General features: G+C 33.8%; 21 protein-coding genes and 1 pseudogene. 15 read left to right on the top strand and 7 right to left on the bottom strand.

The features are described 5' to 3' along the window. From BKP37_RS14550 to hepT, 5 genes and pseudogenes are all read left to right on the top strand, one after another. On the top strand, positions 1-404 hold a 404-nt coding region (locus tag BKP37_RS14550; RefSeq protein WP_139193144.1), incomplete at its 5' end, for a transposase. A 1,237-nt stretch (positions 405-1,641) separates the two neighbouring features. Continuing rightward, positions 1,642-2,040 (top strand): nucleotidyltransferase substrate binding protein, encoded by a 399-nt coding sequence (locus tag BKP37_RS14535; protein ID WP_071310345.1) that lies wholly within the window; start codon positions 1,642-1,644, stop codon positions 2,038-2,040. A 4-nt stretch (positions 2,041-2,044) separates the two neighbouring features. Further along, positions 2,045-2,359, top strand: a complete 315-nt coding sequence (locus BKP37_RS14530; RefSeq protein WP_071310344.1) for a nucleotidyltransferase family protein — start codon at positions 2,045-2,047, stop codon at positions 2,357-2,359. Between the two features lie 116 nt (positions 2,360-2,475). Beyond that, positions 2,476-2,859 (top strand): annotated as a pseudogene (gene mntA / locus BKP37_RS14525) (type VII toxin-antitoxin system MntA family adenylyltransferase antitoxin). Continuing rightward, on the top strand, positions 2,849-3,253 hold the full coding sequence (gene hepT, locus BKP37_RS14520) for a type VII toxin-antitoxin system HepT family RNase toxin (protein ID WP_071310343.1): 405 nt from the start codon (positions 2,849-2,851) through the stop codon (positions 3,251-3,253). The pseudogene mntA and the gene hepT overlap by 11 nt, the downstream one beginning before the upstream one ends. Positions 3,254-3,419: 166 nt before the next feature. Here hepT and BKP37_RS14515 read toward each other — a convergent pair whose 3' ends face one another. Next, positions 3,420-4,757, bottom strand: coding sequence for a 6-phospho-beta-glucosidase (locus BKP37_RS14515; protein ID WP_071310342.1), 1,338 nt, complete (start codon positions 4,755-4,757; stop codon positions 3,420-3,422). A gap of 211 nt (positions 4,758-4,968) precedes the next feature. On the opposite strand from BKP37_RS14515, the gene BKP37_RS14510 reads away from it, so the two are divergent. The 4 genes from BKP37_RS14510 (at position 4,969) to BKP37_RS14495 (ending at position 10,093) form a co-directional block, all read left to right on the top strand. Beyond that, on the top strand, positions 4,969-5,691 hold the full coding sequence (locus BKP37_RS14510) for a MurR/RpiR family transcriptional regulator (protein ID WP_071310341.1): 723 nt from the start codon (positions 4,969-4,971) through the stop codon (positions 5,689-5,691). A gap of 78 nt (positions 5,692-5,769) precedes the next feature. Beyond that, positions 5,770-6,765 carry a LacI family DNA-binding transcriptional regulator gene (locus tag BKP37_RS14505; protein WP_071310340.1) on the top strand — a complete coding sequence of 332 codons (996 nt, stop codon included), beginning with the start codon at positions 5,770-5,772 and terminating at the stop codon, positions 6,763-6,765. A gap of 178 nt (positions 6,766-6,943) precedes the next feature. Beyond that, complete coding sequence (locus tag BKP37_RS14500) at positions 6,944-8,395, top strand: sucrose-specific PTS transporter subunit IIBC (protein ID WP_071310339.1); 1,452 nt, start codon at positions 6,944-6,946, stop codon at positions 8,393-8,395. Between the two features lie 192 nt (positions 8,396-8,587). Continuing rightward, a complete protein-coding gene (locus BKP37_RS14495; RefSeq protein WP_071310338.1) occupies positions 8,588-10,093 on the top strand; it encodes a glycoside hydrolase family 32 protein in 1,506 nt (501 codons plus the stop codon). A 122-nt stretch (positions 10,094-10,215) separates the two neighbouring features. Here the strand turns inward: BKP37_RS14495 and BKP37_RS14490 are convergent, their stop codons facing one another. The 6 genes from BKP37_RS14490 to BKP37_RS14465 form a co-directional block, all read right to left on the bottom strand. Then, positions 10,216-10,515 (bottom strand): hypothetical protein, encoded by a 300-nt coding sequence (locus tag BKP37_RS14490; protein ID WP_245712535.1) that lies wholly within the window; start codon positions 10,513-10,515, stop codon positions 10,216-10,218. A gap of 163 nt (positions 10,516-10,678) precedes the next feature. Continuing rightward, positions 10,679-12,301: a PAS domain S-box protein gene (locus BKP37_RS14485; protein ID WP_139193143.1), complete on the bottom strand. Its 1,623-nt coding sequence runs from the start codon at positions 12,299-12,301 to the stop codon at positions 10,679-10,681. Between the two features lie 267 nt (positions 12,302-12,568). Next, complete coding sequence (locus BKP37_RS14480) at positions 12,569-13,435, bottom strand: DUF3794 domain-containing protein (protein ID WP_071310336.1); 867 nt, start codon at positions 13,433-13,435, stop codon at positions 12,569-12,571. Between the two features lie 187 nt (positions 13,436-13,622). Then, positions 13,623-14,297, bottom strand: a complete 675-nt coding sequence (locus BKP37_RS14475) for a BMQ_0737 family morphogenetic spore coat protein (protein WP_071310335.1) — start codon at positions 14,295-14,297, stop codon at positions 13,623-13,625. 57 nt (positions 14,298-14,354) lie between these two features. Next, the gene (locus tag BKP37_RS14470; protein WP_071310334.1) at positions 14,355-14,846 is read right to left on the bottom strand and encodes a hypothetical protein; all 492 of its coding nucleotides are present in this window, start codon (positions 14,844-14,846) and stop codon (positions 14,355-14,357) included. 345 nt (positions 14,847-15,191) lie between these two features. Then, positions 15,192-16,841, bottom strand: coding sequence for a PucR family transcriptional regulator (locus tag BKP37_RS14465; RefSeq protein ID WP_071310333.1), 1,650 nt, complete (start codon positions 16,839-16,841; stop codon positions 15,192-15,194). A 182-nt stretch (positions 16,842-17,023) separates the two neighbouring features. On the opposite strand from BKP37_RS14465, the gene allB reads away from it, so the two are divergent. The 6 genes from allB (at position 17,024) to BKP37_RS14435 (ending at position 23,771) form a co-directional block, all read left to right on the top strand. Next, complete coding sequence (allB, locus tag BKP37_RS14460) at positions 17,024-18,388, top strand: allantoinase AllB (protein ID WP_071310332.1); 1,365 nt, start codon at positions 17,024-17,026, stop codon at positions 18,386-18,388. Positions 18,389-18,631: 243 nt separating this feature from the next. Then, positions 18,632-19,690: a TRAP transporter substrate-binding protein gene (locus BKP37_RS14455; protein ID WP_071310331.1), complete on the top strand. Its 1,059-nt coding sequence runs from the start codon at positions 18,632-18,634 to the stop codon at positions 19,688-19,690. A 64-nt stretch (positions 19,691-19,754) separates the two neighbouring features. Next, on the top strand, positions 19,755-20,267 hold the full coding sequence (locus BKP37_RS14450; protein WP_245712534.1) for a TRAP transporter small permease: 513 nt from the start codon (positions 19,755-19,757) through the stop codon (positions 20,265-20,267). Position 20,268: 1 nt separating this feature from the next. Next, positions 20,269-21,540, top strand: coding sequence for a TRAP transporter large permease (locus tag BKP37_RS14445; protein WP_071310329.1), 1,272 nt, complete (start codon positions 20,269-20,271; stop codon positions 21,538-21,540). Positions 21,541-22,165: 625 nt separating this feature from the next. Beyond that, complete coding sequence (locus BKP37_RS14440) at positions 22,166-22,918, top strand: ABC transporter ATP-binding protein (RefSeq protein WP_071310328.1); 753 nt, start codon at positions 22,166-22,168, stop codon at positions 22,916-22,918. Then, complete coding sequence (locus tag BKP37_RS14435; protein ID WP_071310327.1) at positions 22,896-23,771, top strand: ABC transporter permease; 876 nt, start codon at positions 22,896-22,898, stop codon at positions 23,769-23,771. The genes BKP37_RS14440 and BKP37_RS14435 overlap by 23 nt, the downstream gene beginning before the upstream one ends. The last annotated feature ends 15 nt before the right edge of the window (positions 23,772-23,786 follow it).

The raw sequence follows: 23,786 nt of genomic DNA, 5'->3' as shown, positions 1-23,786 counted from the left end.
TGAAAAACTCACAAAACCTATCGCAGTACCAACAAGAAAAGCTTATGAAGTTAAAAGATAGTCATTTGAATACAGCTAAGGCTTATCGGTTAAGACTAGCTCTGCAGGGACTTTGGTCTACAAGCCAACTATTTTCAGGTTGGTATTTTGATGATTGGTACAACTGGGCTATACGGTCTCGTTTAGAGCCCATGGTAGAAGTTGCTCGTTCACTCAAAAAACATGAAAAAGGCATCTTACGTTGGTTCACCTCAAGGATGACCAATGGTTTACTTGAAGGAATTAATAGCCTTGTTCAAGCATCGAAGCGGAAAGCAAGAGGCTACCGATCAATCGAAAACTTTATTGCCATGATCTATGCAACAGCTAACAAGTTTAAGTTAGAAGTGAAGCCACATGCTTAGATTATCTCCTTCTCAATCTAACTATGCACTTTCATACTTAAAATCGTCGGTCAAGTGGTTTCCTTGACGGTCGATTTTAAGTATGAAACCCTAGTAAAAGTTGAGAAGATTACTAGACTATTATTCTTTATGAAATCTTGTGTTCCAATAGAAATTAGCGAAGAGCCACTTTTGTTTTATCCGTTATAGCAGTGTTTTTCATAGACTTTCATATTATGAAACTAAAAAATAAAGTGGACCTAAAAAATGTTAAGCTAAACGATTATGAAATGAATGAGGTCTCCCAACAAATTAAACAAAGCTGGACACTTATGGGTTCAATGGTTATTCTGTTTACTTCAGTTCACAGAGAATAATTTTTTAGCTATTCTTGCTTTTAGCCTACTTTATTATTTTTTCGTCCTTGGCAAACAAAAAGAAAAGGGAAAACTGGCTTCTATTCAAATTTTAGGAGTTATTTTAGTATGGTCACTGGTCGGAGTTTATAAGAGGTCCTCTGCTTATTATCCTATTATCCCTAATCTATTTATTGAAGAGAAGAATTATAGAGTCTAACGAGATTAAGTCCGAATGTTAAAGAAGCCGATAGACTGATAATAATTGACCTTAACGATCACAGAATTTTTTTGAGAGAAACTATTTAATATTAAGTGGTGAATTTATAAATATTGATTAAATACATTAAATACAAATGGTCTAGCATTATAAGTACTCCAATTATAGGAATTCTTATTGCGTACATAATAACATATTTTTATAGAAGAACGGTCGATATTATCGTTTTAATAATTGGTGTTAGTTTCATAACAGAAATTGTGAACTATAAAGCTGAACTTCAATCAGTGGGGGTTTTCCTTCATCCCCCACCTAAACTTCTCGATTTTCTTACGTTTTGAGGTGGGGGTCTTACTTGCCCCTTAAGAGTGGGATAAAAAATGGTTACGTACAGTAGAAACTTAATTATGCCAATAAAAGATGAGGGAAAGTTGAGTTTATGACAATTAACTTTTAAAACAAAGTGTCAGACACTTTTGTCCCAGCCCCTTTAAATCTTTTTAAAGTTGGGTTTATTTAAAGAAACATGGAGGTTTTAATTGTTAATGTCTTTTTCAAGTGTTGAAAAAAAGGATTTAGGATTATTCATATTCGGAGAAATCCTTTAATAATTAAGAGGAAATGAGGATATAATGATAGAATAAAAGACAAAAAGAGCGTTTGTAGAGGATGGGGGTTTATAATGGATTCATTGAAGGATATCAGATGGAAGCAAAGGTTTGAAAATTTTGAGAAATCCTATTTGCTACTTGAAAAATATTCTAATCAGCCAATAAGTACAGAATTAGAACGGGCGGGGATTATTCAATTTTTTGAAATGACATTTGAATTGGCATGGAAGGTTTTAAAGGATTACTTAGAAGCACAAGGTTATGTGGTCAAAAGTCCGAGGGAAACAATAAAACAAGCATATCAAATAGAGTTAATAAATGATGGGCACGTATGGTTAGATGCTTTAGCTAAGCGAAACCTAACGACACACACTTATGATGATGCATTAGCAGAAAAACTAGTTAATGAAATTAAAACAGAATTCTTACCAGAATTAAAAAAATTATATGAAAAACTACTAGAGGAATGATTCGATGTTTGGGTTATTAGATAAAGATTTGCATTATATAACTAAGGCGATAAAAAAGTATGCTGAAATAGAGAGAGTAAAGGTTTTTGGTAGTCGAGCACTGGGAAACTATAAAAAAGGTTCAGATGTTGATATTGCAATTTTTGGTGAAAGTATTAACGGAAAAATAGTGGCAGGCTTGAGTGACATTTTAAATGAAGAGTATCCACTTCCTTATTTTTTTGACGTTATCCATTACGAGAGTATTTCTAATCAAAAATTAGCAGAACACATAGATAATTCAGGGATTGAAATTTTTCCCACTCTTAAGGGGCGGTAAGACACCCACCTCAAAAGATAAGGAAATTGAAAAGTTTAGGTATCTAAATCACAACAGAATAGATGATTTCTTATAAGAATTTGGAGGTTTTCAAAGTGTAGAAAGATAAACAGAAAATAATTATTGAACATTTAGCTGAAAACTTATCTCCATTTTTTATTATTTTGTTTGGATCAACAGTAAAAGGAACTGCAAATAAACATAGTGATTTTGATGTTGCATTCTTAAATAATCAAAAGATAGATAGTTATCACTTATTCATGATTTCCTAAGAACTTGCCTCTAAACTAAATCGTGATGTAGACTTAATCGATTTGAATCAGGCAAGCACAGTTTTTCAAGCACAAGTCATATATACTGGTAAAGTTATATATTGTTCGGATGAACAAAAGAAAGCTGAATTTGAATTAAAGGCTCTAAAAATGTATACGAAATTAAATGAGGAGCGTTTACCTATATTGAAAAGGATAGATGAAAGTGGGTCTATTTATGAAAAATGATGTTATTTTAAATAAAATAAGTATGATTGAAAGATGTATTAGACGGATTCATGAGGAATATGCCGATACACCTTCTAATTTAAAAAACTACACAAAACAAGATTCTGTCGTTTTAAATTTGCAACGTGCTTGCGAAGCTAGTATAGATCTTGCTATGCATATTGTTGCAGAGAAAAAATTAGGTTTGCCGCAGAACAGTAGAGACGCGTTTTACTTTTTAGAAAACGAAGGGATTATTTCTTCTTCCCTTTCAAATAAAATGAAAGCAATGGAGGGTTTTAGAAATATTGCTGTCCATGATTATCAAGAACTTAATTTAGAGATCTTGCAAAAAATTCTCGACAATCATTTAGTTGATTTTGCAGAGTATACAAAAACGATACTTCGTTATTAATCTTTTAGATGATTGTAAGGAGCGTAATAGTTGAAGTATAGGTACAATTTGAAATGATCTGAAGTAAGAAGTCTTACAAGTAGCAAGAATATAATATGAAGAAACGCTAACTATAAAAAGCTGAACTTAAGTATTCTCCTTAAGCTCAGCTAGTGTGATTACGTTATTATGCTTTTACAACTTCTTTTTTACCAAAAAACTGTGGTAAATGCTCTTTGTGAGCTTCCATCATTTCATCTACGATTTGTTTTGCGATCGTATCAGATGGGCTAAGTGGATTAATTGTCATTGCTAGAACAGCAGTATTGTAGTCTCCTGTTACAGCAGCTTCTGCACCAATACGCTCAAACGATTTAATTTGTTGAACAAGTCCGCGTACTGGAACTGGAAGGTCACCAATTGCAATTGGCTTTGGACCATCTTTTGTGATCACACAGCTAATTTCAACTGCAGAATCTGCTGGAATACTAGCAATAGCGCCATTGTTCATTGTATTTACTGGTTGAATATCACGTTTGTCCGTGTAAATCGACGTAATTAAACGGACTGCAGCATCTGAATAGTATGCTCCACCACGTTTTTCTAATTGAGGTGGTTTGATCGCTAAGTTTGGATCTTTGTATAGCTCGAATAATTCAGTTTCTAGCTTCTGTACCACTTCGGCACGTGTTCCTTCACCATCAGCGTTTTTTAGATCTTTTTCAAGCATTTGTCTCGTTTTATAGTAGTACATGTGGTAAGGACAAGTTAGAACACCTAATGATTTAATAAACTCTGGCTCCCAACCAATACCTTCAATATTTTTAACAAAACTGCTATTTGCAGGATCTGTTAACTTTTCAATTACTTCTTCTCTTACACTTACGCCATCAACATAAACATCTAACCCATAAACCATATGGTTTAATCCAGCAAAATCAATACGGATACGAGAATGGTCAACATCTAATAACTTCGCAATCCCCATCTCAATGCCGATTGGAACGTTACATAAACCAACTACTTTCTTAATGTTTGAGTAACGTAGGACCGCTTCCGTTACCATACCTGCTGGATTTGTGAAGTTAATTAACCATGCGTTTGGACATAACTCTTCCATGTCTTTACAAATATCTAGAATTACTGGGATCGTACGTAATCCTTTAAATAATCCACCTGGGCCATTAGTCTCTTGACCAAGAACACCATACTTAAGAGGAATTCTTTCGTCTTTAGCACGAGCTTCTAATAGACCGACACGGAACTGTGTAGTAACGAAGTCTGCATCTTTTAAAGCTGCGCGACGATCTAGTGTTAAGTGAACATCAATTGGTAAACCAGCTTTTTCAATCATACGTTTTGCTAAGTTTCCAACGATTTCCATTTTTTCTTTCCCTGCTTCAATATCTACTAACCAAAGCTCACGAATTGGTAGTTCATCATAACGTTTAATAAAGCCTTCTACTAATTCTGGTGTGTAACTAGAGCCTCCACCAATTGTTGCGATTTTTAATCCTTTTGTCATAACTTGCACCTCCGGATATTTTTAAACAAGAAATTGTTATTTACTAATCTACAAACTAATTGTATGGAAGAAAAGACGGAAAGTATATACGCTTTCATCATCTTGTTCTTTATTACAGATACAGTTATTTGTTTCATAGATGTTACAGCATGTTTTCTCTTCGGTGTTATGGTAAAATAAAGAAGAACATTTTAGGGAAGGGGAAAGTGATATGTTTACCAATGAAGAAATTGCTTCATTTAATGAACTTGATATGACCTTGTACAACTATATCACTCGACATGCTGATAAAGTTGCTTATATGCGAATAAGAGAATTAGCAGACGAAACCCATGTTTCAACAGCTACCATATTGCGTTTTTGCCGGAAAATTGGTTGTGAAGGTTTTTCAGAATTTAAAGTAAAGCTGAAACTGTATGTAGAAAATAATGAAAAATCAGTGATTAAGACCGGCGAACAATCGATTACAGAATTTTTTGAACGTACGTTATCAGGGAATTTATCTGAAATTATTAAACAAGCGGCTGCTTTAGTAGCAAAAGCAGATACGGTCATTTTTATTGGAATAGGTAGTTCGGGAATTTTAGCTGAATATGGTGCGAGGTATTTTTCGAGTTTAGGGAAGTTTTCGATGTATATTAAAGATCCTCATTTTCCAATTCATTCAAATATATTACATAATAGTGTTACAATTGCTTTATCTGTATCAGGAGAAAATCCTTATACGGTTAATCATATTCATCAATTAAACCAAGAAGGAAGTAAGGTTATTAGTATAACAAATAGTAAACATTCAACGATTGCGAAAATTTCTCATCTAAATATCCCCTACTATGTTACAGAAGAACGATTTGAAGGTTCGAATATTACGACGCAGATCCCAGTCGTATATATTCTAGAAATATTAGCCCGTGAAACGTATAATCTTAGATAAGGAGTTAAGATCTCCTCAGGGTGACTAAAAATTTCTAAAACAAGATGTGAAAGAAAAGATGAATTCGGAGTTGAGAGCATGAATACAATTGCAGATATCGCTAAAATAGCTGGAGTAGCTAAAAGTACGGTTTCCAGATATTTAAACGGTGGTTCGATCAGTGATAAAACGAAAAAAAAGATTGAAAAAGTAATGGAAGAAACCGGATATATGCCTAACACTTTCGCTCAAAGCCTTAAAGCGAAAAAAACTAATATCATTGGAATTATTGTACCGCGTCTAGATTCTTATGCAACAGCTAGAACGTTAATTGGTATTGACGAGTTTCTTAGAGAATGTAACTATCAAATGTTTGTTTCGAATACGAGTCTAGATTTAGAACGTGAAATCGAAAGTATTCTAACATTAACAAAGCAAAAGGTTGCGGGGATTATTTTACTTGCAACTGAGATTACTGAAAGACACATAGAAATAATTAAGACGATCCAGATACCAGTTATAGTGGTTGGTCAAGAACATCAACAGTTGTATAGTATCGTTCATAATGATTATGAAGCAGCTTATGAATTAGGGAAATATGTTCTTGAGCAAGGCCATCGAAAGATAGCATATTTAGGTGTAAGTGAAAAAGATATTGCTGTTGGAGTAAAACGAAAAGAAGGTTTTAAAAAGGCTATGCAAGAAATAAAAGGTTGTGAAGTGAAATATTTTGAAACAAGCTTTAAAATTGCTGAAGCTTTAATAAAGGTGCCTTCCATCATTAAAGAATACCAACCGTCAATGATTGTATGTGCAACGGATAATATTGCAATCGGAGCTCTTAAGGCGGCTTACATGAACGGGTTAACAATTCCAAAAGATCTGTCAATCACTGGTTTTGGAGGGTATGAAGTGACTGAAATGATGAATCCAGGCTTGACGACGGCTAAATTTTTTTATCAGGATGCAGGGAGAATGGCGGCAAATAGTATCGTAAAGTTAGTGAATGGAGAAAAAATTTCAAAAAAAACTTTGTCTAAATTTAAAATTATTATTCGTGAAAGCGTTGACAAGTTGAATATAAATCAACTATAATTAAATTAAGAAATCGGACCTACAAAAAAGGAACCGGTTCCAAGCTTATTTTATGAACTTATTGTTTTTTATTTTAAAAAGAGAACCGGTTCTTGATTGTCATGCTTTTTTATACCTTATAAAGGAACCGGTTCCAAAAAAAGAAATCGAAAAATTTTATCTTTTAGGAGGTTTTTTCATGAATTACAAAGAAACCGCACAAGAATTATTAGAGGCACTTGGTGGTAAGGAAAATGTTTCAGCAGCTACTCATTGCGCTACACGGTTGCGTTTAGTTTTACATGATGAGTCAAAAGTAGATCAAGAAAAGTTAGACAATATGGAGGCGGTAAAAGGAACATTTTCAACTGGAGGGCAATACCAAGTAATCTTGGGTGCAGGAATTGTGAATAACGTTTATAAAGAATTCGCAAAAATGGTAGGGCTTTCAGAGATGTCTACACAGGACGTAAAAAATGCTGGTGCGAAGAAATTAAATGCCTTACAACGTTTTGTAAAGATGCTTTCTGATATATTTGTACCGATTATCCCAGCGATCGTAGCCGGCGGTTTATTGATGGGTATTAATAACTTGTTGACGGCAGAAGACTTATTTATTAAAGGCGAATCACTAGTAAGTGCCAATCCTGGAATTGCGGATTTAGCAGCGTTAATTAATACGTTTTCGAACGCAGCGTTTGTATTTTTACCAATTTTAATTGGATTTTCCGCAACTCAACGCTTCGGTGGTAATGCTTATTTAGGTGCAGCGCTTGCGATGATCATGGTTCATCCAGACTTATTAAATGGCTGGGGATATGGTGGTGCTGTAGTTAGTGGGGAAATTCCTGTTTGGAATATTTTTGGTTACGAAATTGAAAAAGTAGGATATCAAGGTTCGGTGTTACCAGTATTAGCAGCGTCATTTATTTTAGCAAAAGTAGAAACGTATTTAAGAAGAGTTATTCCTTCAGCATTAGATAATCTTTTAACACCATTATTTACAATTTTTATTACAGGAATCTTAACATTTACATTTGTAGGACCAATTACTCGTAACGCAGGTCACTTATTATCTGATGGATTAATTTGGTTATATGATACTACAGGATTTCTTGGAGCAGCTGTATTAGGGCTAGCTTATGCACCAATTGTTATTACAGGTATGCATCACAGTTTTATTGCGGTAGAAACACAATTATTAGCAGATATTGCAAGAACAGGTGGAACCTTTATCTTTGTAATCGCAGCTATGTCTAACGTAGCCCAAGGTGCAGCAACTTTAGCTGTATTATCTACTACTAAAGACAAAAAAATGAAAAGTATTGCCTCTGCATCAGGTATTTCAGCACTGTTAGGAATTACGGAACCAGCAATGTTTGGAGTAAACTTGAAGCTTCGATATCCGTTTATCGGTGCGATTATTGGAGCAGCAATTGCATCAGCATTTGTAACGATCTTTAAAGTAAAAGCAGTTGCTTTAGGGGCAGCAGGTTTACCAGGTGTTATTGCGATTATTCCAGATGTATTAGTTTACTTCATCATCGGTATGGCAATTTCATTTGCTATTGCATTTAGTATCACATGGGTTTTAGCGAAAAAAGAAATGAAAAAGACTGATATCGTTGAAAATCAAAAAAATATTGCTTAAGTTTAGCAAGTAGGAGGAGAATCGTATGATTCTCCTTTATGTGTTTAATTAGTTTGAATTTCAACATTATCCCCGCCACGAGAATAAAATATTTAGTTACGCTGAATCGTTCGTAACTAAATTTAGATCTTTGCGGATCGGTTTTTGGAAAAATGAAATTCACGATATTATGGAGAGGAGTTTTTGATAAACATGTGGACTGTAGAAAAAAGATACCGTCGAATAGAGGAAGTAGAAATAGAGGAGATCAGTAACTTAATGGTAAAAGTTAAAAATTGTCCATGGAGACAAACGTTTCATATTCAACCGGAGATTGGACTTCTTAATGATCCAAATGGATTTTCTTTTTACAATGGTGAATACCATTTGTTCTATCAATGGTTTCCACTCGGGCCAGTACATGGTTTGAAATATTGGTACCATAAAAAATCGAAAGATCTTGTAAATTGGGAAAATGTTGGAATAGCCATAAGGCCGAATGATTACTTTGATAGTCATGGTGCGTACTCTGGTAGTGCGATCGAGCATAATGGAAATTTATATTTCTTTTATACTGGTAACACTCGTGATGAAAACTGGAAAAGACACCCTTATCAATGTATAGCGATCATGGATCAGAATTGCAAGATTACAAAAATGGAGAAACCTGTTATTTCTGAAATTCCATATGGATATACCGATCATTTTCGTGATCCGAAAGTGTGGAAGGAAAATGATACGTTTTATGCTGTAATGGGAGCGCAGCGTGTAGATGAAACAGGATGTATATTATTATATAGTTCTCCCAATCTTTTAGAGTGGAAGTTTGAGGGGGAGGTTCAAACAAGTCTAGAGAATTTTGGATTCATGTGGGAGTGCCCTGATTACTTTGAACTTCAAGATCAAGGAGTATTAATTTTTTCGCCACAAGGATTAGAACCTGATGGGGTTATGTATCAAAATATTTATCAATCTGGTTACGTACTGGGTGAAAAATTAGATCTTAAACAAAAAACATTAAAGCACGGGGATTTTATAGAGTTGGATCGTGGGTTTGATTTTTATGCACCACAAACGATGCTCGATCCAAAAGGTCGTCGAATATTAGTTGGATGGATGGGCTTACCTGAGATTGACTACCCAACGGATAAAAATGAATGGGCACACTGCTTAACACTTCCAAGAGAATTATCAATTCACGAAGGGAAACTAATACAAAAACCTATTAAAGAACTTGAAAAACTTCGTAAAGAAAAAGTGGAAATAGATACTGAGATTGATGATGAAACAAGAAGATTTAAAGGTTTTTATGGGGAAAGTTATGAATTAAACGCAGAGTTTACCAACTCTACTGCTGAAGAGTTTGGTATCGAACTTCGAGTCAGTGAAAATGAAAAAACATCGATAAAATATGATTCAAGGACAAAACAGGTCATCTTTGATCGATCCTTATCAGGAGAGCCGGTCGGTGAAACATTTGGAACAGAGAGAAAATGCACCATTGGATCTAGTACATTGACATTTCGTATTTTTGTAGATACTTCCTCGATCGAATTATTTATTAATGATGGAGAAGAAGTATTTACAGGAAGAATTTTCCCTTCAAAAGACAGCCGAGGCATTCAATTTTATGCTAAAGGTGGTGCTGTGAAATTAAAAGCAACGAAGTGGAATTTAGATAAGTGCACCATAGAAAAAAATTCTGCTGATAAATTGTAACATTTTTCTTGTTGAAGAATGTAGTATTGATGTAAGGATCATATCCAAATGTGGCATACTCTTTAGGGCGCAAATAGCAGCGCCCTCTTTTTTGGGTTAAGAAAATATATAAATACAATAGTCTATTTCTTATTTAATAATTGTTGAAATTTTTCTAATGTCATACATATAATCCAAGGCTTGAAATCCGCGCGAAATGCTACTAAATCAGGTTTTTGAACACTTTCTTTTTTTTCAATCCAATCATAAAGTGTTTTCAAACCATTTTTGTGTCTTTTTACTTCAACAGACCATCCATTTGGTAAGATAACATCATTTTTAAATTCATTTACGCTGCCAGAAAGAGGGACTCTTTTTCCATTTGTTAATTTAGCAAACTCTGCTTCCCCACGGTAACCTTTTTTCTTAGATGCCTTTCCCATGATGTTCACTCTCCCATATTTAGTTAGAAATAAGTGCTGAAAGATCAGTATTCCAACGCTCAGGATATGGAATACTGATGATATGAATGTATTATTCCTACGGTAATATTTATCAATTTTTTAACAGGAGAGACGTATATTTGAAACAATTAAAATGTTTATTTTAATAGTTAAGGATTGGCCAAATAATGTGTATTTTTGTACCTAAGACGTCAGAAATAAGTCGCGCTGTTTCAATATTTGGTTTTTTCACCTTACCGGTTCTTAAGTTAGAAATTGTAGCAACAGTTAAGCCTGTTAGTTCAGCTAATTCTGATGAATTAATGTCCATTTGGGCCATTAGTACACGTAAATTTTTCCCGGGATCATCACTTACATAATCAACATTTACGTTATTCTCAAAGTTATAGGTTGCAAAAGTCATAAAAACTTTTTGATTGCGATATGTAGAAATACAAGTTCTTAATTCAACAGGAATTTTGTTCCCTACCTTGTCTACATGAATTGATTTTAAAATCGTAACCTTACCTTCTTGTAGATTCATAAGACTTTTTTTCCGTAATGGGATATATTCTTTTGGTATTATATCTTTATAGGACTTTTTGAGTAATTCAGATTTCCTATATTTTAGTATCTCACATGCCTTTTTATTTACCTCTTGGAACTTACCTTTTTCATTAGTAGGAGTTATTTTTGATATGAATATAGGAAAAGGCACTTCGTTAAAAAGTTGAGAAAAATGTTCTTCCTCTGAAGTTAAATTTTCAATCAGTATATCTTCTGTTGTTGTATTTTTGAATATTCCAAAAATGCTTTCCACTTTATGATTAATAATGATCGGTATACTTGTAATATTTCCGATGATTGGATGATCATTTTTATGAAGCATCACTATTTTTTCGGTTTTCATGTCAGACTTTTGCTGTATCATTTCAAGGAATTGTCTGTGAACCCATGTTTTGTCCTTTGGATGTAATAAGTCCAAAAAATTTTTGTTAAGAAGTTCTTCTTTTGTAAAACCAGTCATTTCACGTCCAGCTGGGTTAATTTCTGTAAATTGCCCAAATGTATTTACTTGAAATATCCCATATGGAGAACTATTTAATAAATTGTTGTATTTAATGTTTAACGATTGTAGTTGCTGTTTCATTGTTATTATTTGAGTGATATTTTTTGAAATGCTATAGATTTTTAGAAGTTGATTGTTAACGATAACAGGAATTAAAATCATGTGTATATGAACAAGTTTTTTTGTTTTATGAGAAAATATTGTTTCAAAATCTTGTGAAATACCTTGCTTTACTTGCTTTAATTTATCAGAATAAAACGGAATTTCATTAACTGGAATAAATGAAATAGGGTTTTTCCCTATCAATTCTTCTTGTTTATAACCGAATAACATTTCTCCTGCTTGGTTAACATTAATGATGGTACCTTCAGGTGATAATATGAAAATAGCTTCATCTACATGGTTAAAAAGTGGCCAATCTGAAATGCCAGTTTGAATAAGTTCACTTTTTTCTGACAATGATGTAGCTTCAATAGTTACACTAATGAGCTTGTTTTCTTGGTCGATATTGGGAATTAGTGTGGCAGTGAAAAAGATTGGTTTTCTATATGTATCTAGTAAGCGAACTGTGAGAGTATAGGTTGTCTTTGTTTGAATGACTTGAAGAAGAATTCTTTGAAAGTTTTCGTGGTCATCTTTATGTACATAGTTAATTAAACGTGTTTTACATTGTGAATGATGTGATTTTGATTTTTGAAATTGAATATTAGTTGACATATAGAGAATCGCCCCGTCAAGGTCAATAATAATAATCACCAAAGAATATCGTTCCTTTCTAAATTAGATGTGTAAAAATATTACGGAGCATTTTGTAATAGTTATATAAGCACTATTCAATCTGCATCAACACATTATTTCTATTACTAATTGTAACATATTGTAAAAATAATTGGTCGATATTTCCAAGTTAAATCAAGCAGATTACGAAGGGGGAATCCCTTCGTAATCTGCTAATGAATAGAAATAGTTTTTATTCTCTAAAAATTAACTACAATGGCCAGGACCGATAATGCCGTTATTATAGAAGTCTAATAGATCTTTCCAAGAGTTTACTTGTTGTTTCTGTGCCGTAGTAAGAGCAGCCCAGTCTGTTTCATCATGGTTTGCTAAAAATTGATCTGCGTCATCAATTACGTCTTCAACTGCGTCATCACTTGCGCCACTTACGATGTTTAGTTTAGCGGCTAAAAGTTGAGCGTAGAGACGATTAATTCCATTTGATGCATCACCTTGGAAATTGAAGAAGTTTAGCGCTTCTAAAAAAGTAGTTACTTCTTTTGTTTTAGCACCTCCTACGTCACCTAGAAAAATAGTCCCACTAGCTTGAGTGATTAACGCAGTTGTTACATCTTCGTGGTTTTTATAAAAACCAATCGTTCTCGTACAACCGTCTCCATCATTTCCAGGGCGTTTACGGATACATATTTTCAATATTTCCTTTTCTTTAAACTTCCAAAATACTTTGTGTCCATAATTAGTTCCTATATTATCAGGGCAAGCAAATACATCACAAAGCACTTCAGCACCAACAATTTCAAACGGGTCATCTTCGTTAGCATCCTCGCGATCGATAAAACACTGGAAAGGAATTTCATCTTTTTTTTCAAAGTTTTTTACTAATGTTCCATCAGACATTACTGCTGTGTAGGTAATCGTTTTATGAACAACGCCACAAATCACAACCTTTTCAGGACAAACTTTTTCAATATCTACACGAAGGATTTTTGTATGAGTGACTGGATGATCATCATCTTTAAGCGCAGGTGGTACAAGCTGCGTAATATTCTCTACCATAACTTGACAACAAGATTGAGGGTTAGCTATACATTTTTCAGGGAAGCAATCTGACATGGGTGTTTCCTCCTTAAACTTTTTTGATAAGATGTATCTACATCTTCTATTTATCGTATGTTCATGAGAAAACTCTGCTTAGACTTATAAATTAGTATGTTTGTCTATTTTCTACTATTTAGCCATAGAATTAAACAAATTAGTCCCTATGGATGTCTACCAAAGGGACTAATTGTTTGAAGTAGAATTATGAAGGGGACAATTTGGGGCATGGAGAAGGTGGAAGGTCACTAGGACAATCGTCTAGATCAATTTCGATATCTGAACGTGCTGTACAACTAACACCATCTATTTGCAGTTTGATATTTGTAATAGATTGAATATCTATATACAATTTGATACAAACATCAATATGATCAAATTTCTTTTTCGAACAAACTAAATCGGTTGTACATTTAAATGAAGTAATCTCACAAATAGGGAACGTACCTTCAGGTAAACATAATGTAAATATTTGTGTCGTTGAAAATGGGATTGGAATAGAGATGCAGATGGTGAAGCCAAACGAATTTATTATTTCAATGACAATAAAGCCGCTAATTGTTACTTTTACTTTTTGTAGATCAATTACTTGACCAGAAGGAAGAGTAGTTGAAATATTCTGTCCGATTGGATAAGCGAAGCAGTTAAAAGCATGTTTATCTGTTGGATTTAATTCATCTCCGTTAGCATCAGATAAAAAGCATTTTACAAGGAAACTTTTAGAATTGGTAATTATTTTACAAGGGTCATTTTCTCCTTTGTTGCAACCACAATCATCACGATGATCAAGTTCAGTAAAACGAATGGTTGGCAATTCAACCTTTCTTCTAACCCAATCATATATTTGGGGTGTTCTGATACAAAGTTTTTCCTTTCTCATAGTATTTTTCCTCCTAAAATGGTTTCTGCCTATGTGTTATTAATTTAGTGGAAGTTACTAATCTTTTTTTGTTTTTTTTACGCAAATTTTAATGATATCTTTCTCAGCAAAGCGGTAGACTAACGATAATTCACCTGCATGATCTTTTTTAAAATTTAATTCTCTATTAATATCACAAAGAAGTTTTTTTTCAACAATTTTGAATTTATCTCCTTTTTTTATGTCATCACTTTCGATTATACATTGAAAAGGAATTTCATCGATAATGGAATGCCCAGCTACTTCAACATGGTTTTGAACAGCTGTATACGTAATCTTTTTTGTGACCAGTCCACAAATAATAATGACTTTATCACAAACCTTTTCAATGGCTGCACTTATCTTTTTTTCAACAGTTGTAGATCCTATTTTTGCTGGTGGTACTAACTGGGTCGAATGTTCAGAAATAACCGTACAAGAAAGTTCCTTTTTAACGAATGGCGAGAAACATTCAAACTTTAATGGAACAGGGTTTAAGATGATTTTCTGATCTTTCCTGTTTATACACATTACGCTTATCACTCTCCCTCACATAAGATTACAAACTACGTATATATTTATATTGGATATCTCAAAGTCTAGCGAACATTAGTATATTTTTTTTAGCAATTTCAATGAATGTTTAAAATCGCTTATATATCTACTGTTTATCTTATGTTCACCTATTTATTTTGATAGGGCGAATGGTCTAGCTTTCCATACTAATTCGCCTAAAAATACTATAATATTTAATGAGAATGTAGAAAGGTTCATGGTAGGCTTATTTTGGTGTTTGGATTAAGTGAATATTCAGTAAACCGAATAAAAGCTTGTAATCAAATTTTGATCACAGGCTTTTAGTTATTAGTCTTTTAATTACAATAAAATCGACTTTAATAAAAACGAAATCCTTAACCTCAACGTTTCATCTGCACTTTTTAAATCTCTTCCTAGTATGTCTTCACACTTCTTAATTCGGTAGATCACGGTATTTCGGTGAATATACATACTTTTGGCTGTTTCAGAAATTTGACAGTTATTATTGAGAAAGCAGGAGAGTGTTTGTACTAGATCTTGTTTTTCTTTATCTTCTGGATAGGCTAGTTCCTTTAAGGTTGATTTATAGAACTCCTTTAATTTTTGCGATGGAATCGACTTTAATAATTCTGTAAGTTCCTTCGTTCGATAAGTTTTAATAAAGGCTTCTTCATTTTCGCGGTAGCCTAGGCGAAGAGCTTCAACGGCTTCCTTATACGTGACAGGGATGTCCTTTATATTTTCCGCAAAATTACTAATTCCAAACGACAAAGAAATGTTCGATGTCTGGATCATATCTAGTTGTGTTTGCCTAACCATCTCCAATACTTCTTGTTCAATTGTTTCATTATAAAATTCAAAACCTACTAATATAGCAAATATATCTCCTTTCGTGAATAAAATGCTATTTTCAAGCTGCTTGATTAATACGGTGTCAAGTAAATCATAGATGAGGTCTCTTTGGCTATGAATCTTTTTCTCTGCTTTTAATGAGTGTTTTTCTAATTCAATTTGATTAAGTTGATCTAATTTACAGGTAATACAAATATATTGTAATGATTTATCGATGGTATATATTTTCCCTCTATTGATTATTTCTTCTTCCGTTGCAATAATCCCATCCACTAAGTCAGAGAAAAATTCATTCTTCAACCTTCTTGATTGCTGCTCAATGGCGTGTAACCTCATGAATTCAAATGAAATCACATTAGCTGCTTGTTCCACAGCAAGTAAAGAAGAATACTGCTGCTTTAGTGAAGTTCCTAGTATAACGACATATCCCTTTTGTTGATTGGTTGTATGAATTGGATAAAGAGAAAATTGTTTATATTCACTAGTTGTATCGTTTAAGGGAAGTGTCAGAACTTTATATTGGTTGATTTGTTCTTGATTCGTAATATCATGAATGTATTTATATACGGAGAAAAAAGCCTCTCGATCAATGTCTTTTGAAGACGCCATAATCTCTAGTCGTGTATTTAATAAGATCACAGGGACATCAAGAATAGAAGATAGGCTATTAATCACATTCGTTAACCCGCCGCCGGAAATTACAATGTCTGTAAATTCTCGATGAATACTGAGTGCGTAATTTAATTCCTCGGTTCTTTCTTTTAGGATCCCGCTTAAAGCCTCAGTTAACATTTCTCCAAGTGAATAATGTAACGGTAGCTCAATGATTGGGAAGTTTCGTTCATTTGCTTCCGTAATCACTTCTTCTGGAATTTCTTCAATATATCTTTTCGTTTTTAATCCAAGAGCTGCACAACCTTGTTCAGACATTTGTTGCACTAATTCAATTAGTGCAACTGGGTTGTTTTTAATTGAATAGGCAGTAGTGAGTAGTAACTGCCCTTGATTTAAATAATGAATAATATCAGGTGCATCCATAAGATTTACAGATTGGACAACGTTAGCTAAATTATGATGTCCGGCAACGACTTTAGCCTCTTTAAATGTTGGGAGAGCCAAAACCTCTACTAATTTCATCCTCAATCTACTCCTTTCTTACTGATAATATTTCGTTCGATAATTTATTGTTATTTATACTGTACAAAAAAACGTAATAATCAGAAAGTTTTGTGTGATAAAACCTTACATAATTTGTCATTCGATTGGTTGAATCATACAAAATGGAGATTAAGTAATTGATATGAGGAGGAATTAGGGAAATGCAATTAGTCATTAAGAATGGAAAAGTATTTATTGATCAAACTTTTAAAAACGTCGATGTTTTTGTGAAAGATGGATTAATAGAAAAAATATTACCAAGCGAACAACAAGAATTAGGGAACTGTATAAAGGTTGTTGATGCTACTGGCTGCTATGTGTTTCCGGGCTTTATAGATTCTCATGTTCATTTTAATGATCCTGGAAGAGAAGAGTGGGAGGGCTTTGAGACAGGAAGCGAAGCAGCAGCAGCTGGTGGAATGACAACTATTCTTGATATGCCGTTAAATAGTAGTCCATCCGTTGTTAACACGAAGATTTTAGATGAAAAGAAGAAGCATCTCCAGACAAGATCTACGATTGATTTTGGTTTATGGGCCGGTATTACTGCTGACAATGTTAGAAATAAAGAAGAATTAAAGTTGATGAGAGATAACGGCATTGTAGGTTTTAAAGCATTTCTATCAGAAAGTGGGATTAGTGATTTTGCTTGTTTATCGAAAGAGCAATTGAAAGAAGCTATGCTTATATCAAAGAAACTAGGAACTGTCTTAGCTCTTCATGCAGAGGAAAATGAACAAATTCAAATGTATACGACGGCGCTAATAGAAAACAACAGAGTAGATCGGCAAGCTTTTTTAGAAAGTAGACCACTTAAAGCTGAATTTGCGGCGATTAAACATGCACTTAGTTTAATCGAACAAACGAAAGCTTCTGTACATTTCGTTCACGTAAGTTCTTCAGAAGCGATCGAATTGATATTTCAATATAAAGAGCAAGGTTATGATGTCACAGTTGAAGTTTGTCCGCATTATTTACTTTTTAGTGATCAAGACTTTTTGCAGAAAGGTCCGATTTTAAAATGTGCTCCGCCATTACGAGATTTAGAAACGATAGAAAAGTTGTGGGGATGTATTGAAAAAGGGTGGGTAGATACGATTGGTTCTGATCACTCTCCATGTCTTTATTCTATGAAGGAAGTAGGGGAAGAAAACATTTGGAAGGCATGGGGAGGAATTCAAGGTGTACAGTTTGCTTTTTCTTTTTTTCTAGGAAAAGCAATCAATCGAGACGTCCCACTTGAGGTGGTTTTACCACTGATGACTGAAAACATAGGAAAGAGATTCGGACTTAAGAATAAAGGATCTATTAAAGTTGGAAAAGATGCAGATTTAACAATTTTCAATCCTTATGAAAAATATATGGTAACTAAATCTGACATTTTGTTTCGAAATAAGTATTCTCCATATGAAAACAGAGAAACAACAGGGAAAATCGTGACTACGATTGTCCGAGGAAATATTGTTTATGACCAAAGAAAAGAACATGAAGGTAAAAAAATCGGTTTAGAGATTAATTACATTTAGATGAAACACCCAAAAAGATAATAGGGTTTTGTGGACAGTGACTAATGACGATTGATCCCATTCGCTTTAAGATATGACTATAAGTTGCACATGGCTAGTAATAAATAAATGTAAAAAAGTTTGGACCTAACCTGATAGAGGGGAGTGTTGATTGATTTTGTTTTCTTAAATTCATGAGTATTACTAGAGTTAAAAAATAGTAAGCAAATCAATGAAGAAAGAATAGAAAAGGGAGGAATTAAAATGAACATAAAGTATCGTAGTTTGTTCTATAGTATTCTATTTGTTTTAGGGGCAATTCTAACCGCTTGTAGTAATAGTGTTGGTACAGAAACAGATATAAGTTCTGAAGCGCAAAGTGGTAGTTCTAAACCCGAAGTATATAAATGGAGTCTAGGAATTAATACAACTGAAGGGTCTGTTAGAGATGTAACTGCAAAAAAGTTTAAAGAAATTGTAGAGGAAAAAACTGATGGTCGCTTACAAATTGAAATCCACCTAGGGGAATCATTAGGTACAGAGCAAGAGATGATCAATATGGTACAAGTTGGTGCACTTGAACTACAGTTAGCTGGAGGTTTGTTTGCTAACATTGTTCCGGAGTACAATACATTATCATTACCGTTTATTGTAGATGATTATGATGAAGCATATGCAGTATTAGATGGTCCTGTAGGAGATAGATGGAAAGAATTAGCATCCGAGAGAGGGTTCAAAGTATTAGCACATACAGAGCTTGGCTTTGCACAAATTACTACGAATAATAAGCCTATTTATCACCCAGATGATTTAAAAGGATTGAGAATGAGAAGTCCGAATGAAGCTATTTGGATTGAAAGTTTTAGAGAGTTAGGAAGTGCTGTTTCAACGATGCCTTTCACGGAAGTTTATATGGCATTGTCTCAAGGTGTTGTTGATGGTCAATTTAATCCACCATCAGCTATATATGAAACGAATTTCCATGAAGTTCAAGACTATTTGGCGTTAACCAATCATTTTTACTGGCACGTAAACTTTATTATGAATGACGATTTATGGAATAGCTTAGATGAAGAGTTACAAGAGATTATTCAAGAAGCTGCTTATGAAGCGAGAGATCTTTCTCGTGCTCATATACAAAAGAAGGATACAGAAATGCTAGAAGTTCTAAAAGATGAATTTATCGAAATTACACAACCTGATATTCAAGCATTTAGAGATGTACTTGAACCGAAAATTGATAGTATTGCAAAAACGATACCAGCTGAAGCGGTAGAAGAAACTTACAAATTTTTAGAAGAGTACCGTAAGGCGAAAAATTAATTTAGCAGGTAGAGTGTGAGGGAGTTATCGTACTCTACCTACTAAACATAAGGAGGAAATAATGATGGATTATCCACGGAAAAGTTTTATCAATGTTATTATGAATAAATTCATTCAAGTAGTTGATGCACTCACAATACTACTTATGACTTTCATGACAGTTATTGTATTTTTAGAGGTCTTAAGTAGATATTTCTTTAACTTCCCATTCGCCTTTTCGGGCGAGTTAACAGCGATACTTTTTCCGTGGGTAATATTTATGGGTGCAATTATTGTCACAAAAAATGATGGGCATTTATCAATTACACATTTCCGAGGATTATTAAGGAGTAAGTATCAAAAATTATTAATTATTATTGGAAAAATTGTCATGCTATTTTTCTCTTTTTATATGTTTTTATCAAGTATCGAGTTAGCAAACTCAGTATCTGCACAGAAGTTTCCAGTTCTCCAAATTTCAATGAATTGGCTATATTTATCAGGCGTTTTTGCTTTTATTGGAATGTCAGTTGTTTTAATTTATCAATTAATTTTACTAGTTAAAAATAGTTTAAAAGAAACTGGAAAGGGGGTTTAACATGGTTTGGATGATGATTGTTAGTTTTGTCTTATTAGTACTATTTGGTGTTCCGATTGCCTTTGCGATGGGAGCAGCATCATTGTTATATATACTCATAGAAGGTATTCCTTTGTCAATGCTTGCACAGCGCTTTTTTTCAAATACTCAATCATTTGCATTTTTGGCAATCCCGTTCTTTATTTTAGCAGGCCATTTAATGGTACAAGGAACGATTGCTCATCGTATCATTAATTTAGCAGATGTAATGGTTAGGCGACTTCCAGGTGGTTTAGGTTGTGTTTCAGTTGTTACAAGTATGGGTATGGCAGGGGTATCTGGTTCTTCAGTAGCTGATGCTGCTTCGACGGGAAGTGTATTAATCCCTGAAATGAAGCGAAAAAAATACTCCTCATCATTTGCAGCAGCTATTAATGCATCTAGTTCAGTTGTAGGAATTATTATCCCACCAAGTACAACGATGATCATTATTGCTTGGTTAACCAATTTATCAGTAGGTCAGATGTTTTTAGCTGGTGTCATGCCAGGGATACTAATTGGACTTAGTTACTTGTTATATACGATTTTTATCTCGATAAAAAGGGGTTATCCTCGGGAAAATAAATCTTCATTTAAAGAATTACTAGAAAGCTTAAAGCATGCATCATGGGCGATTATTTTGCCGATTTTTTTAATCGGTGCTATTGTTTTTGGGATCGCAACAGCTACTGAAGCTGCTGCTTTAGCGGTTTTTTATGCCTTGATTGTAGGTAGTCTAATTTATAAGAAATTAAATGTAAAAAACATAATTGGAGCAATTAGAGACACCGTGTATGGAACAACAATCGTTATGTTTATGATTTGTAGTTCAATGATTTTTACTTACGTATTAATAAGAGAGGGGATTCCTAAGCTAATTTCCGATCTGCTACTATCTTTAGGGTTAGCTGATTGGCTCTTGTTATTTATCATGATTATCATTTTATTTGCAGCTGGAATGGTGATGGAATTAGTGCCAAATTTATTCCTATTTATACCAATCTTTTTTCCTATCGCAACAGGAATTGGAATTGATCCAATGCATTTCGCCATTGTTATGTTATGTGCGTTAGCTCTAGGTCTGTTTACACCACCGATCGGGTCAAATTTATTTATTTCATGTCATCTAGCTGATATCAGTATTGAAAAAGCAACGAAAGATGTTGTACCTTTCTTTCTAGTAGGTGCAGTGGTTGTTTTTCTTGTTGCATATATCCCATTTTTGTCTTTGTGGTTACCTAGTTTATTTGGGTAAAAAGATTACCAATAGTCTCATAGAAAGATATTTAGAGTTTGATAGTTAAGCTTTATTGTATTTAAGTGCCTGTGAATTCATCATAAGTACTTAGTGTAGAGAAAATTGGAAAAATAGCTTTTTTTGGAGTGCCAAATCAGTATTGGTGCTCCATTTTTTATTGATAAATTAACACTTTTATCAATTTAGGATACTGCTTTAACCTATCAATAATTTAGGCAAACGCTTCGGACTTCGAAACAAAAGATCAATTAAGGATGGAAATGCTGTAGATCTGACAATTTTTAAGCGGGATGAAAAATATATAGTTATCAAACCTGACATTTTATTTCGACATGTATTCTCCTTATGAAAAAGTAGAAACAACAGAAAAAATCGTTGCCACGATTGGCCGAGGAAAGGTTGTTTTTGACCAAAAAAGGGACCATAACACTACAAATATTAGTTTAGAAATTAATTACGTTAGATGAAGTGACCAAATAGGAAATTTGGTTTTGTAGATAGTGACCCATGACGACCTTCTCTAGTCGCTTTAAGATAGGACTATGAGTTGCACCGAAACAGATGGATTGAGGTCAGCAAAAAACTGAATACTTGAAATGAATTATTAAAGGGGGCAACTTGAATGAGTTTACAAGTAAGTGGTGTTCGTAAGTTTTTTTATTCAAAAGAGGTTTTAAAGCAAATTGACTTTAACATCAAAGAAGAGGAATTTGTATGCATCCTTGGTCATAGTGGTTGTGGGAAATCTACTTTACTTAATATGATTGCTGGATTTTTAACTCCAGATGAAGGTGAAATCTATGTAAACGAAAATCGTGTGAAAGGTCCAGCAAAAGAACGGGGAGTTGTATTTCAAGAACACGCCTTATTTCCTTGGTTTACAGTAAGAGAAAATATTGCTTTTGGGCCCACCATTCAAAAAGAAAACAAAACAAAAGTAAATGAAAAAGTAGACTACTACTTAAAGTTAGTTGGTTTAGTAGAGTTTGCTGATCATTATCCATCTCAATTGTCAGGTGGCATGAAACAGCGTGTAGGAATTGCTCGGGCTTTAGCAAATGAACCTGAGGTGTTATTAATGGATGAGCCATTTGGAGCATTGGATATTTTAACAAGAGAGACGATGAGACGAGAATTGACAAGAATTTGGTCAGAGTTAAAACCAATCGTTATTTTTGTTACCCATAGTATCTCAGAAGCGATACATCTTGGGGATCGAATACTTGTGATGAAAGAAGGTCAGGTTGCAGCTGATTATAAAGTGAATATGGATCGGCCACGTGATCAACGTGATCCTGAGTTTACAAGATTAACAGAAGAGTTAGAAACTATTTTAATGGAGGAGAAGCAAAATGAGTACAGTCAAATCAGTTAAAGTAACGTCTGCTTATACAAAAGCAACTCCTACTAAGGAAAAAAAGAATTTATTTTTAGTATTAAAAAATGACTCGTTCCAAAGGGGAGTAACAATCGTTAGTTTCTTTGTCATCTGGCAAATTTTTGGGATGATGAATGCTCATTTTATCTGGTTTAATCCTGTCTACCTTCCCACTCCAACTGATATCTTGCAATCTGGTTTACGGATGATCGAGCAAGGAGTGCTTTGGAAACATATTTGGTCTAGTACTTCTCGTTTAGCAGTTGGTTTTTTTCTTGGAGTTATCTTAGCTGTTACTGCTGGATTTTTAATAGTACGCTACAAATGGATTGAAAATACTCTCGATCCGTTAGTGAATATGATTGGACCTATTCCGCCATTTGCGTTCCTTCCTATTTTTATCATTTGGCTAGGAGTTGGAGAAGTATCAAAATTAACGTTAATTACTTATTCTACAGCTTTACCTATGCTAGCTTATACGGTTGATGGTATCCGGAATGTAAATCCTTTACTAATACGATCAGCATTATCACTAGGGGCATCACAAGCAATGGTATTTAAAAAAATAATATTACCTTCAACGTTACCGGCTATTTTTGTTGGTATGCGTGTAAGTTTAGCTGTTGCATTTTCGGCAATGGTTGTATCCGAAATGATTGGAGCAGATGCTGGGTTAGGTTATATGATTATTGACTCGCGTAACTTTTTCATGATGGCAAATATGTTTCTTGCATGTGCTTTAATTGGGTTACTTTATTCGATTTTTGCAGGAATTCTTACAATGACTGAACGACGTATCTTCCGCTGGAAACAAGGAACACAGTTTACAGATGCGGTTTATAAAAAATAACAAATTGGAGATGGT

The sequence above is a fragment of the Anaerobacillus alkalilacustris genome, from assembly GCF_001866005.1.
Classification (GTDB): Bacteria; Bacillota; Bacilli; order Bacillales; family Anaerobacillaceae; genus Anaerobacillus; species Anaerobacillus alkalilacustris.
This window is presented reverse-complemented; position numbering and strand designations above follow the sequence as displayed.